The 12,545-nt window shown below is 53.9% G+C and carries 12 protein-coding genes; 10 read left to right on the top strand and 2 right to left on the bottom strand.

Annotation, left to right across the window (positions count from 1 at the left end; translation table 11 throughout):
• The first annotated feature begins 138 nt into the window (after nt 1-138).
• From ptsG to ABR39_RS23555, 9 genes are all read left to right on the top strand, one after another.
• Nucleotides 139-1,572: a PTS glucose transporter subunit IIBC gene (ptsG, locus tag ABR39_RS23595; protein ID WP_047348986.1), complete on the top strand. Its 1,434-nt coding sequence runs from the start codon at nt 139-141 to the stop codon at nt 1,570-1,572.
• 257 nt (nt 1,573-1,829) lie between these two features.
• Nucleotides 1,830-2,189, top strand: coding sequence for a purine nucleoside phosphoramidase (hinT, locus tag ABR39_RS23590; protein WP_006809243.1), 360 nt, complete (start codon nt 1,830-1,832; stop codon nt 2,187-2,189).
• Between the two features lies 1 nt (nt 2,190).
• The gene (locus ABR39_RS23585) at nt 2,191-2,565 is read left to right on the top strand and encodes a YcfL family protein (RefSeq protein ID WP_047348985.1); all 375 of its coding nucleotides are present in this window, start codon (nt 2,191-2,193) and stop codon (nt 2,563-2,565) included.
• Nucleotides 2,566-2,575: 10 nt separating this feature from the next.
• Nucleotides 2,576-3,223, top strand: a complete 648-nt coding sequence (gene lpoB, locus ABR39_RS23580) for a penicillin-binding protein activator LpoB (RefSeq protein WP_047348984.1) — start codon at nt 2,576-2,578, stop codon at nt 3,221-3,223.
• Complete coding sequence (gene thiK, locus ABR39_RS23575) at nt 3,204-4,028, top strand: thiamine kinase (protein ID WP_047348983.1); 825 nt, start codon at nt 3,204-3,206, stop codon at nt 4,026-4,028. Before lpoB ends, thiK begins: the two co-directional genes overlap by 20 nt.
• 11 nt (nt 4,029-4,039) lie before the next feature.
• The gene (gene nagZ / locus ABR39_RS23570; protein WP_047349083.1) at nt 4,040-5,065 is read left to right on the top strand and encodes a beta-N-acetylhexosaminidase; all 1,026 of its coding nucleotides are present in this window, start codon (nt 4,040-4,042) and stop codon (nt 5,063-5,065) included.
• 34 nt (nt 5,066-5,099) lie between these two features.
• Complete coding sequence (gene ycfP / locus ABR39_RS23565; RefSeq protein ID WP_008500781.1) at nt 5,100-5,642, top strand: alpha/beta hydrolase YcfP; 543 nt, start codon at nt 5,100-5,102, stop codon at nt 5,640-5,642.
• Between the two features lie 237 nt (nt 5,643-5,879).
• Complete coding sequence (locus ABR39_RS23560; protein WP_047348982.1) at nt 5,880-7,184, top strand: NAD(P)/FAD-dependent oxidoreductase; 1,305 nt, start codon at nt 5,880-5,882, stop codon at nt 7,182-7,184.
• A 193-nt stretch (nt 7,185-7,377) separates the two neighbouring features.
• Nucleotides 7,378-7,917: a glycine zipper 2TM domain-containing protein gene (locus tag ABR39_RS23555; RefSeq protein ID WP_008500779.1), complete on the top strand. Its 540-nt coding sequence runs from the start codon at nt 7,378-7,380 to the stop codon at nt 7,915-7,917.
• A 59-nt stretch (nt 7,918-7,976) separates the two neighbouring features.
• Here ABR39_RS23555 and comR read toward each other — a convergent pair whose 3' ends face one another.
• Nucleotides 7,977-8,612 carry a TetR family copper-responsive transcriptional repressor ComR gene (gene comR / locus ABR39_RS23550; protein WP_047348981.1) on the bottom strand — a complete coding sequence of 212 codons (636 nt, stop codon included), beginning with the start codon at nt 8,610-8,612 and terminating at the stop codon, nt 7,977-7,979.
• Nucleotides 8,613-8,856: 244 nt separating this feature from the next.
• Between comR and bhsA the strand changes: the two genes are divergently transcribed.
• Complete coding sequence (gene bhsA, locus ABR39_RS23545; RefSeq protein WP_047348980.1) at nt 8,857-9,114, top strand: multiple stress resistance protein BhsA; 258 nt, start codon at nt 8,857-8,859, stop codon at nt 9,112-9,114.
• Between the two features lie 78 nt (nt 9,115-9,192).
• Here the strand turns inward: bhsA and ABR39_RS24370 are convergent, their stop codons facing one another.
• Nucleotides 9,193-12,219 carry an autotransporter outer membrane beta-barrel domain-containing protein gene (locus tag ABR39_RS24370; RefSeq protein WP_052952216.1) on the bottom strand — a complete coding sequence of 1,009 codons (3,027 nt, stop codon included), beginning with the start codon at nt 12,217-12,219 and terminating at the stop codon, nt 9,193-9,195.
• Between the last annotated feature and the right edge of the window lie 326 nt (nt 12,220-12,545).

The following is a 12,545-nucleotide window of genomic DNA, read 5'->3' as shown; positions in this document are numbered from 1 at the left end:
AACAAACTCAGAGGGAATTATTTTACTCTGTGTAATAAATAAAGGGCGCTTAGATGTCCTGTCCACGGCACGGTACTCCCCCCGGGCCAATGCGTGAAAGCGTAAAAAAAGCACAAATACTCAGGAGCACTCTCAATTATGTTTAAGAATGCATTTGCTAACCTGCAAAAGGTCGGTAAATCGCTGATGCTGCCAGTATCCGTACTGCCTATCGCAGGTATCCTGCTGGGTGTCGGTTCTGCTAACTTCAGCTGGCTGCCAGCCGTAGTTTCACACGTGATGGCCGAAGCAGGCGGTTCAGTCTTTGCTAACATGCCACTGATCTTCGCGATCGGTGTGGCTCTGGGCTTCACCAACAACGACGGCGTTTCTGCGCTGGCTGCAGTGGTTGCTTACGGCATCATGGTGAAAACCATGGCTGTGGTTGCGCCGCTGGTTCTGCATTTACCGGCAGAAGAGATCGCTGCGAAACACCTGGCGGACACCGGTGTGCTGGGCGGTATCATCTCCGGTGCGATTGCAGCGTACATGTTTAACCGCTTCTATCGCATCAAGCTGCCTGAGTATCTGGGCTTCTTCGCGGGCAAGCGTTTCGTTCCGATCATCTCTGGTCTGGCAGCGATTTTCACTGGCGTGATCCTGTCCTTCATCTGGCCACCGATCGGTTCCGCTATCCAGACCTTCTCTCAGTGGGCTGCTTACCAGAACCCGGTTGTGGCGTTTGGTATCTACGGCTTCATCGAGCGTTGCCTGGTACCATTCGGTCTGCACCACATCTGGAACGTTCCATTCCAGATGCAGATTGGTGAATTCACCAACGCAGCAGGTCAGGTGTTCCACGGTGATATCCCACGTTACATGGCGGGCGACCCAACTGCAGGTAAACTGTCTGGTGGCTTCCTGTTCAAAATGTACGGTCTGCCAGCTGCGGCGATTGCTATCTGGCACTCTGCTAAGCCAGAGAACCGTGCAAAAGTGGGCGGTATCATGATCTCCGCAGCGTTGACCTCGTTCCTGACCGGTATCACCGAGCCGATCGAGTTCTCCTTCATGTTCGTTGCGCCGATCCTGTACATTATTCACGCGGTTCTGGCGGGCCTGGCGTTCCCAATCTGTATCCTGCTGGGTATGCGTGACGGTACGTCCTTCTCTCACGGTCTGATCGACTTCATCGTTCTGTCCGGTAACAGCAGCAAGCTGTGGCTGTTCCCAATCGTTGGTGCGTGCTATGCGGTTGCGTACTACACCATCTTCCGCGTGCTGATTAAAGCACTGGACCTGAAAACCCCAGGTCGTGAAGATGCGACAGAAGACAGCAAAGCAGGCGCAACCAGCGAAATGGCGCCAGCACTGGTCGCAGCGTTCGGTGGTAAAGAGAACATCACTAACCTGGACGCGTGCATCACCCGTCTGCGTGTGAGCGTTGCCGATGTAGCGAAAGTAGACCAGCCGGGTCTGAAAAAACTGGGCGCAGCAGGTGTTGTTGTTGCAGGTTCGGGTGTACAGGCAATCTTCGGTACTAAATCCGATAACCTGAAAACCGAAATGGATGAGTACATCCGCAGCAACTAAGTTGTGACCTGGGGAGACTAAGGCAGCCGAATGGCTGCCTTTTTTATTGGTGCGGTTTTATGTCTTAAAAAACATCACCAGGACGCAGGAGCGGTCACTCTTCATCCAGCTGATAAACATTCAGGAAAGAAATCGGGGGAGGAGGTTGAAAGGACAGGAGAAACTCGCTCATACTCTTGAATTGTGTCACGCGCTCATCCAGAGAGTGTGTCAACAGCGGACGCATCGCACCAGACTAAACAAAAAAGGAAAAGGTCATGGCTGAAGAAACGATTTTCAGTAAAATTATCCGTCGCGAAATCCCTTCGGATATCGTCTATCAGGATGAACTGGTGACGGCTTTCCGGGACATTTCCCCTCAGGCCCCGACGCACATCCTTATCATTCCTAATATTCTGATTCCTACCGTAAACGACGTAAAAACCGAGCACGAAGTGGCGTTAGGTCGTATGCTGACGGTGGCCGCGAAAATTGCTGAGCAGGAAGGCATTGCGGAAGACGGCTACCGTCTGATCATGAACTGCAACCGTCATGGCGGGCAGGAAGTTTATCACATTCACATGCATCTGCTGGGCGGGCGTCCTCTGGGGCCGATGCTGGCACACAAAGGTCTTTAACATGCTTAAAGGGCGTATTGCAGCGCTGGTAGTGACGATGATGATCGCAGGGTGCAGCTCGCGCCCGGCGATCCCCGTGAATGATGAACAGACGCTGGTGATGGAATCCTCCGTACTTGCCGCAGGCATCACGGCGCAGCAACCCGCGTTGACCATCAGTGAAATCAATTCGTCTGCCTCCTCTACGCTCTTCAATGAAAGACATGAACCAGTGACGGTCCACTACCGCTTTTTCTGGTATGACGTAAGAGGTCTTGAAATGCATCCGCTGGAAGCGCCGCGAAGCGTCACCATTCCGGCAAGATCGTCGGTAACGCTCTATGGCAGCGCCAACTATCTGGGTGCGCATAAGGTGAGACTTTATCTTTATCTCTAAGGGGTGAATCTTGATTAAAAATTTGAGCCGCTATGCGCTCGTGACAGCTTTCGCTCTGTTTCTGGCAGGGTGTGTGACGCGTACTGAACAGCCAGCGCCTGTTGAAGAGGCTAAACCGGGTACTGAACAGCCGACGCAGCCCGCGCAGCCGCAGCCAACCGTGCCATCTGTGCCGTCTATTCCGGAACAGCCTGGTCCTATTGAGCATCCGGACCAGACGTCGCAGCCCACGCCGCGCGTGCGCCATTACGACTGGAACGGCGCAATGCAGCCGATGGTCGGTAAGATGCTGCAGGCACAGGGCGTGACGGCAGGCAGCGTATTGCTGGTCGATAGCGTGAACAACCGTACCAACGGTTCGCTGAACGCGGGCGAAGCGACGGAAACCCTGCGCAATGCCCTGGCAAACAACGGTAAGTTTACGCTGGTTTCGGCTCAACAGCTCGCGGTCGCGAAACAGCAGCTGGGCCTGTCGCCGCAGGATAGCCTCGGCTCACGCAGCAAGGCGATCGGTATTGCCCGAAACGTTGGCGCACAGTATGTGCTGTACTCTAACGCCACCGGTAACGTGAATACGCCAGCCCTGCAGATGCAGCTGATGCTGGTCCAGACAGGCGAAATTATCTGGTCAGGTAAAGGTGCGGTTACGCAACAATGACAGCACGCGTGAAGAGATTCTGACACGCTATTTTCCTCAATATCGCCTTATCGCGCCGCAGGCCCATTCCGGGCTTGGCGGCGCGAGTTGCATTATAGCGCAGGGCGAACACCGTCTGGTCTTGCGGCAGAATCACGATCCCTTCGCGCCTGCTTTCCATTTCCGTCGTCAGTTTCGAGCCCTGAGACGTCTTGCGTCAGATCTCGTGCCTGAACCCCGGTTTTTCAGACAGGGCTGGATGGCCGTCGAGTATCTGGAAGGTGAGGTTAAACGCGCGCTGCCGGACACTTCAGCGCTTGCGGCGATGCTGTATCATTTGCACCGGCAGCCACGTCTGGGATGGCGAATCACGCTATTCCCGTTGCTTGAACACTACTGGCAGCAAGCCCTGCCTGACAGACGCACCCCAACGTGGCTGGCACATCTTAAACGGATGCGTAAAGCGGGCGAGCCACAGCCGATCCGGCTCTCGCCGTTGCACATGGACGTTCATGCCGGAAATATTGTGCATACGTCAGCGGGTATCAGGCTTATCGACTGGGAATATGCCGGAGACGGCGACGTGGCGCTGGAGCTGGCGGCGGTCTGGACGAAGAGTGACGCCGCGCGGCAGGCGCTCATCAGCGACTATGCCCACGCGGCAAAAATTGACGTCGACGCGCTGACGCGGCAGGTCAGGCGCTGGCGTCCCTGGGTCATCATGTTAATGGCCGGCTGGTTTGAAATGCGCTACCAGCAGTCCAGAGAAAAACAATTTATTGCGCTGGCAAACGATGCCTGGCGTCAGTTACAAACTAAAGGATAAGAGAGGTGGATGTGGGTCCAGTCATGTTGGATGTAGAAGGGTTTGAGCTGGATGCGGAGGAGCGTGAAATTCTGGCGCATCCGCTGGTGGGTGGCCTGATCCTGTTTACCCGCAACTATCACGATCCGGCGCAATTGCGTGAGCTGGTGCGTCAGATCCGCGCCGCGTCGCGCAATCATCTGGTGGTGGCCGTCGATCAGGAAGGTGGACGCGTGCAGCGTTTTCGCGAAGGGTTTACACGTCTGCCGGCAGCCCAGTCTTTTGCCGCGCTGTTAGGCACGGAAGAGGGTGGAAAACTGGCGCAGGACGCCGGCTGGCTGATGGCCAGCGAAATGATCGCCATGGATATCGACATCAGTTTTGCCCCGGTTCTGGACGTGGGGCATATCAGCGCCGCTATTGGCGAGCGTTCATACCATGAAGATCCGCGTATTGCGCTGGCAATGGCGACCCGCTTTATCGACGGCATGCACGATGCCGGGATGAAGACCACCGGCAAACACTTCCCGGGCCACGGGGCGGTGACGGCGGATTCCCACAAAGAGACGCCGCGCGATCCGCGCCCGGAAGCGGAAATTCGCGCCAAAGATATGTCGGTTTTCCAGTCGCTTATCACCGATAACAAGCTGGATGCCATTATGCCTGCGCACGTGATTTACAGCGACGTTGACCCGCGTCCTGCCAGCGGCTCTCCGCACTGGCTGAAAACCGTTCTGCGCCAGGAGCTGGGCTTCAATGGCGTGATTTTCTCCGACGATTTATCGATGGAAGGGGCCGCGATTATGGGCAGCTACGCAGAACGCGGTCAGGCATCGCTGGACGCAGGTTGCGATATGATCCTGGTCTGCAATAATCGTAAAGGTGCCGTTAGCGTGCTGGATAACCTGTCGCCGATCAATGCAGAGCGTGTTACACAATTGTATCATAAAGGTTCATTTAGCCGTCAGGAGCTGATGGATTCGGCGCGCTGGAAGACGGTCAACGCCCGGCTTGAAGACCTGAATGAGCGCTGGCAGGCATATAAAGCCAGCCTGTAAACCCTCCCGGAAGGCGTAGCGTGGTGAGAAGACGATGATCATCTATTTACACGGTTTTGACTCTAACAGTCCTGGTAATCATGAGAAGGTGCTGCAGCTGCAGTTTATCGATCCGGATGTCCGGTTGATCAGCTACAGCACGCGTCACCCGAAGCATGATATGCAGCATCTGCTCAAAGAAGTGGACAAGATGTTGCAGCTCAACGTCGACGATCGCCCGTTGATTTGCGGCGTGGGGCTGGGCGGCTACTGGGCGGAGCGGATTGGCTTCCTGTGTGACATCCGCCAGGTGGTGTTCAATCCTAACCTGTTCCCGAACGAGAACATGGAAGGCAAAATTGACCGCCCGGAAGAGTATGTCGATATCGCGACCAAGTGCGTCAGCAATTTTCGGGAGAAAAACCGCGACCGCTGTCTGGTGATCCTGTCGCGTAACGATGAGGCGCTCAACAGCCATCGGGCTGCAGAACTGCTGCATCATTACTATGAGATCGTCTGGGACGAAGAACAGACCCACAAGTTTAAGAACATCTCTCCGCACCTGCAGCGTATCAAGGCCTTTAAAACGCTGGGTTAAACTCCTGAAGCAGGCCCAGAAGCCCGGACGTGAAAGCGTGCCGGGCTTTCTTTTTGACCAGAATTGTCTACTTTTAAGCCATCAAAACTTGATGCATATCAATTTTGGTATGACCAATGCGCCTGACGTGTTATTCTCAATGCACCTGAATGGTTTCAGTGCTGTAACCTGTTGTTAATTAAGGGTTATTTTTATAACTTTTAATTAACAATTGGTTAATAATTTGAGGGGGTCACGTTGACTACGCCATTGAAAAAGATAGTGATTGTAGGCGGTGGAGCAGGCGGGCTGGAGCTGGCGACACAGTTGGGCAAGAAGCTGGGCCGCGGTAAAAAAGCCAAAATTACGCTGGTGGATCGTAACCACAGTCACCTGTGGAAACCGCTGCTGCACGAAGTGGCGACCGGTTCTCTGGACGAGGGCGTGGACGCGCTCAGCTATCTGGCGCACGCGCGCAACCATCATTTCCAGTTCCAGCTGGGCTCGGTGGTGGACATCAACCGCGAAAGCAAAACCATTACCTTGGCAGAGCTGCGTGATGAAAAAGGGGAGCTGCTGGTCCCTGAGCGCAAGCTGGCGTATGACACACTGGTCATGGCGCTGGGCAGTACCTCCAATGACTTCAACACGCCAGGCGTGAAAGAGCACTGTATCTTCCTTGATAACCCGCACCAGGCGCGTCGTTTCCATCAGGAAATGCTGAACCTGTTCCTGAAGTACACCAGCAATATGGGTGCGAACGGTAAAGTGAATATCGCCATTGTTGGTGGCGGTGCGACGGGCGTTGAGCTGTCCGCTGAGCTGCACAATGCGGTGAAGCAGCTGCACAGCTACGGCTATAAAGGGTTAACCAACGAAGCGCTGAACGTGACGCTGGTTGAAGCCGGTGAACGTATTCTGCCTGCGCTGCCGCCGCGTATTTCCGGTGCGGCGCACAATGAACTCACCAAACTGGGCGTGCGGGTGCTGACGCAGACCATGGTGACCAGCGCCGACGAAGGTGGCCTGCACACGAAAGACGGCGAGTACATCAAAGCGGATCTGATGGTCTGGGCGGCAGGTATCAAAGCGCCTGACTTTATGAAAGAGATCGGTGGCCTGGAAACGAACCGCATCAACCAGCTGGTGACTGAGCCGACGCTGCAAACTACCCGCGACCCTGACATCTTTGCTATCGGCGACTGCGCTTCCTGCGCGCGTCCTGAAGGCGGCTTCGTACCGCCGCGCGCCCAGGCGGCGCATCAGATGGCGAGCCTGGTACTGCACAACATTCTGGCGCAGACCAAAGGTAAGCCAATGAAAGCCTATGTCTACAAAGACCACGGTTCTCTGGTATCGCTGTCTAACTTCTCAACCGTCGGCAGCCTGATGGGCAACCTGATGCGTGGCTCGATGATGGTAGAAGGGCGCATTGCACGCTTCGTGTATATCTCCCTGTACCGTATGCACCAGATTGCGCTGCACGGCTACTTCAAAACCGGGCTGATGATGCTGGTGGGCAGAATCAACCGCGTGATCCGTCCGCGTCTGAAGCTGCACTAATCTTTTACTCCCTCCGGGCCTTCCGGAGGGAGTTTTTAGCATATCGTGCTGCAGATCACAGAATGCGTGCTTAAGAGTTCTCCTAAATAGGATATATCCCCCCTCAATGCCTCTTTTTTGATCCTTTATCTGATTGGCGAAGCCGTGCCTCCATTGCAAAATTGTTACCAATAGCAACAAAGGAGGAAGTCCCGTGAATAAATCAATGTTGGCGGGTATAGGGATTGGCGTCGCGGCTGCGTTAGGTGTGGCTGCCGTTGCCAGTCTGAACGTATTAGATCGCGGCCCGCAGTATGCACAGGTGGTTTCTGCTACTCCGATTAAAGAAACCGTGAAAACCCCTCGTCAGGAGTGCCGCAACGTCTCCGTGACTCACCGTCGTCCTGTTCAGGATGAAAACCGTATTGCCGGCTCTGTTCTGGGTGCGGTAGCCGGTGGGGTCATTGGTCATCAGTTTGGCGGTGGCCGCGGTAAAGATGTGGCGACCGTGGTCGGCGCGCTGGGCGGTGGCTATGCCGGTAACCAGGTGCAGGGCGCGATGCAGGATAACGATACCTACACCACAACTCAGCAGCGCTGCAAAACCGTCTATGACAAGTCGGAGAAAATGCTGGGTTATGACGTGACGTACAAAATTGGCGATCAGCAGGGCAAAATCCGCATGGATAAAGATCCAGGGACGCAAATCCCTCTGGACGGTAATGGCCAGCTGGTTCTGAATAACAAAGTGTAAAAAAGATGTTCTCTGAACTTAGCTCCTCATGCGCTCAGGCTGAGGAGCTTTTTTTTGCGTCAGATTTTGAGTAGCTCAGGCCACAGCCGCAGCGTGGTGTCGCTAATAGTCTGCAGTTTTTCCAGTGAAGCACCTTCGCGGGCGCTGATCGACATCCCCTGCAAAATACAGCTCAGGTACTGCGCCAGCACCTGAGGGTTGCAGTGCGCGGGGATTTCACCGCGCTGCTGGCGCTGAGCCAGAAACGCGCTCAGCGTCTCCTCCTGCATGGCGTGACGCGATTTCACCGTATTGGCGATCTCTTTAGACGATGCCGCAAGGGTGGCAGAGGTGTTAATCATAAAGCAGCCCGCAGGCGTATCTTTACTGGTAAAGCAGGTGGCGACGGCGGTGAAGTAGTCTCGCAGTGCCTGCTCAACGCTTTTTTCTTCACAAAATAGCTGGGCTTCGTGTTTCGCCGCAAAGCGCGAAATGTATCTGTCCAGCACCGCCCTGAACAGCCCCTCTTTATTGGTAAATTCAGCATACAGCGTCGGCGCTTTGGCTCCGGTGGCTTCTACCAGATCGGAAAGCGAGGTTGCTTCATACCCATGTTGCCAGAAGAGAGTCATGGCCTTATCAAGCGCTGCATCCCTGTCAAACACTTTTGGTCGGCCACGGCTTTTCTTCGCACAACTCGTGACATCGGTTGTCATTTGCCGTTGGTCCTCTGTTGGTTTGTTGAATAACCATTATAAAAATAAACGCAAGCCACCACCAGCGCTGAATGCTTAAAAATAAATTAATCATATGAGTATGAAAAATAACGACTTTAAAATTAAGTTAACGCTCATTATAAAATTATGTTGACGCGTGACCTGGATCACACTTATTATTTACCTATCGATCGTTAACTAAATAGATAACGACTTCCAAATTCATCTGCTAAAGGTAAAGATCATGAAAAACGTAAAAACCCTCATCGCTGCCGCCGTTCTGAGCTCACTCTCTTTCGCAAGCTTTGCTGCTGTTGAAGTGCAATCCACACCTGCTGACCAGCATAAAGTCGGGACTATCTCCGCATCTGCCGGTACTAACCTGGGTTCACTGGAAAGCCAGCTGGCGCAAAAAGCTGAAGAGATGGGTGCGAAATCTTTCCGTATTACCTCTGTGACCGGCCCTAACACCCTGCACGGCACGGCTGTAATCTACAAATAAGTCACGCATAAACCCTCATTTATGCCACTGCAATAAAAAACGCCCTGCATGAGCAGGGCGTTTTTTTATTCATACTGCTTACCAGCTGTATTTTATACCCAGCATACCTTGCGTATCGCTGTATCCCTTGGTACCTACCTGCTGAGCAACGTTGCCCCACAGAGAGACATTCTTCGACAGCTGACCTTCAACACCCGCTTTCATTTCACCGATGTTGCGGTTGCCCGCCAGATTCACTTTTTCACCATTAAGCGATGCGCCAAAGTCTTTAGTATTGTGGATCCAGTTGGCTTCCACGAACGGCTGGAAGTTACGGTCGTTGCCATCGTCCAGCTTGTTGTGAGCATGGCCGTACAGACGCACGCCAACGCGGCTTTGAATATTGCCGTCGCCGTTACCTTCTACACGGGTACCGTTGACTTCTTTGTGCGAGTCCGCCTTCACGCCCATCCAGGTTATCTGCGCTTTTGGCTGGATATACAGCGCGCTACGCTCGCTGAGGTCCGCCATTTTCCAGGTGTAGCCAGATTCGACAGAAGCGGTGAAGCCTTTTGATTTGTACGTCTCCGTAGCAACGTCATCACCAGAAAGGGTGTTGTTGAACCAGTTGTACTGCACCCAGGTATCAACATACGCGCCTTCTTTACTTTCGTTGTCCTGCAGCCAGGTACCGTAGACGCCGACGCTGTATCCGTCGATGCTGCTGGTAGCATGGTTACCGTTACGCTGGTTTTCTGCACGGCTCTTCTGGTTGGCATAGCCGCCCATCACGCCCAGATGATAGCGGTCAGCGTTATTGCTGCTCCACTGCGCCACGTCACCGCCAAGCTGCATTACGTAGCGGTTACTCTGCATGCTCAGCTGGCCGCTGCTGTCGTGCTGGCGGGTATGTCCGCCCACGTTACGCAGCCACATGCTGGTCGCGCGCGCTTCACCGGTCAGGGCATCAACGTAGTGGGTTTCACCTAGACGGTCATGCAAACGGGTGTTGAACAGCGTGTTAGCCGCCGCCAGGTTAACGCCATACAGACCTGCTTCTGGACGCACCGCGTGTTCAACAGCCGGTACCGGTGTCGGAGAGGCTGGCGTCACCGGATCGGGCGGATTGACCGGCGCTGGTGGCTCAGGCTTCACCGGAGGTTCTGTTGGTTCTGTCGGTTCCGGCGGCGCTGGAGGTTCTGGCGTTTCTGGTATTTCAGGCGTCAGCGCGCTGCTCAGGTACCAGTTTGCGGCGTTCTGACCCGCGCCGCGCTGCAGGGTATAGTCATACGCCCCGGCAACAATACGGCCATTCTGTTTAAACTCACCGACAGAGTTACCGTTAACGGCGATCAGCTCAATCCCGTTCGTCGTCAGGCCGCCTGTCCCGCCCGCGTTCAGCACCATCACGTTGGTGGTGCCGCTGGTATTACCGTTGACAATCAAGCGGTCGGTAGGGGAGTTGTCATCGCCAAGCGCCGTATTCATCACCAGATTGCCGTTACTGCCCGCGTAATCACCGTCCACAGTCAGGGTTTTGAACGTGGCTGCGTCACGCGTCTGTCGCTGCGCCTGCGCGGAGGTATGCATAAAATTCAGCGTCGATTCATTCAGCGTCAGGTTAGTCAGCTGAGAATCTTTGGTCATATTCCAGACCGAGTCTTCTGCCAGCGACAGGTTGTTAGTGCCGCCAGTGCTGGTCAGGAAGCCGCCGTCGAAACGGGACGCCCTGACGGCACTAAGATCGACCAGCCCTGCATCTTTCGCTTCAACGGTACCCACGACCTGCATTTTCTGCCCAGCCGCCGACACGCGAGAATCAGCGTTCTCCGCCAGAATGGCAATGGTATCCGGATCGTTGTAGTTCACGCCCAGGCTCGCCTCGCCGTTTAGCGCAATGCTGCCGCCTTTATCCGCGTGGATGTAGTGCCATGTGCCGCTGCGGGTCGTATCTGCGACGTCAATGTTCAGTTTGCCATTAACGACAAGGTTACCCGGCGTCAGCGCGCTGTCTTTTGAGGCAAACAAGCCCGTGCCTTTGGTCTGCTGATGCCCGTTCGTATTCATCGAGATGGCCAGGTCCTGGGTGGTCAGTTCCGACGAGCCAACGGATTCCGCCCCGCGAAGTTCCGTACCGTCCGCACCGGCGTTCAGGGCGAGCGCTATTTTTCCGTGGCTGGTGAAGTAGGAGTCTAAATCGATATCGTCGAGTCCATCTGATACCCAGATCCCCGAGGTTACCGCGCCGGTCTTATTGACGGTGATGTCGATCTGCGTATCGCCCTGAGCGACGATGTGGCCGCCAGCGGTGCTGATACCATCGGCAAAATCATCGGCCACGGAAGTGATCACCGCATTGTTATAGGTGATGAGGGAGCGAGCGTTTTCTTCAACGGACTGTGAAGAAAGCCCCACAGCATACATCTGTCCCGTGCTGGTCAGGCGCAAATCGTCAGCGGTAACCCGCGTGCTGTTTTTGGCATAAATACCCAGCGCCAGACTTTCGTTACCGAGTGCCGTAGTATTAACGGTGGTTAACCCCGTCAAATCAATGTTCGCATTCGCCTTTTCACCATGGATCCCAACGACAAACTTATCGTCACGCTGGTGGCTGATATTGATCGTCAGGTCGTCGGCAACGATTTTCCCTTCTTTAGCAAGGTTAGCCGCGCTGATTGCGCCCGTCGTAGTGACGCCTAAAGCAAACACAAACTGGTAATCTTTATCCAGAGGAAGGTCAGGTCGGTTGGGAACCGTGCCCTCGATCAGATCGCCATACGTGGTATTAATAGTCGAACCACTACCTAAGTTGATTGTCCCGCTGTTGGCGACGATAACGCTGCCGCTGGTGATCAGAAGATCGCCATTCTCGAACTCACCCCAGCCCATGATCAATGGAGAGCCGCCGTTGTGATTCACGGTAACGCTGCCGTTATCCGCAACAGAAATGACGCTGTTTTCACCTGCGGTACCGATAACCTTGTAAACGCCACCGTTGGCAATCACGCCGCTTCCGGAAATAACGCCGTTGGCATTATTGATTTCTTCGATTTGCGCAATAGCATTGTTCACGAACAATAAGCTACTGATTAACACCGCAGTAGTGCTTAGTTTAAATCTTTTCATATACTATCCGTTACGACGAACAATCGTATGCAATTATTTGATTGAAAGGAGAAGGCATTTTTATATTTATAACCAAAGTGCTGAAAATTAATTTCGACTTATTGCAAGGCTTGCTGTCGAATACAATGATTATTATGCCTTGAGCTAATTCTCCCGTTTTAGCGAATAATCACAAATGAAATGGTCTTAACTGGATTTATGGAATTAAATGCTGTTAAGGGTAAAATATAAGGATTTATGTTTCGTCATTGTTGGGGTGGTGATTCTTCATGCTGGTCTGGCTGAAATATGAAACGGCGTTGCGCATTTCCAGAGGATAAAAATCG

It is taken from the genome of Enterobacter genomosp. O, assembly GCF_001022965.1.
Lineage (GTDB): Bacteria > Pseudomonadota > Gammaproteobacteria > Enterobacterales > Enterobacteriaceae > Enterobacter > Enterobacter cloacae_L.
This window is presented reverse-complemented; position numbering and strand designations above follow the sequence as displayed.

Bases quoted from the DNA above. Each gene is read 5' to 3' on its own strand.
- hinT (WP_006809243.1), top strand. From the start codon at position 1,830: ATGGCTGAAGAAACGATTTTCAGTAAAATTATCCGTCGCGAAATCCCT.
- comR (WP_047348981.1), bottom strand. From the start codon at position 8,612: ATGACAACCGATGTCACGAGTTGTGCGAAGAAAAGCCGTGGCCGACCA.
- ycfP (WP_008500781.1), top strand. From the start codon at position 5,100: ATGATCATCTATTTACACGGTTTTGACTCTAACAGTCCTGGTAATCAT.
- ABR39_RS24370 (WP_052952216.1), bottom strand. From the start codon at position 12,219: ATGAAAAGATTTAAACTAAGCACTACTGCGGTGTTAATCAGTAGCTTA.
- ptsG (WP_047348986.1), top strand. From the start codon at position 139: ATGTTTAAGAATGCATTTGCTAACCTGCAAAAGGTCGGTAAATCGCTG.
- ABR39_RS23585 (WP_047348985.1), top strand. From the start codon at position 2,191: ATGCTTAAAGGGCGTATTGCAGCGCTGGTAGTGACGATGATGATCGCA.
- bhsA (WP_047348980.1), top strand. From the start codon at position 8,857: ATGAAAAACGTAAAAACCCTCATCGCTGCCGCCGTTCTGAGCTCACTC.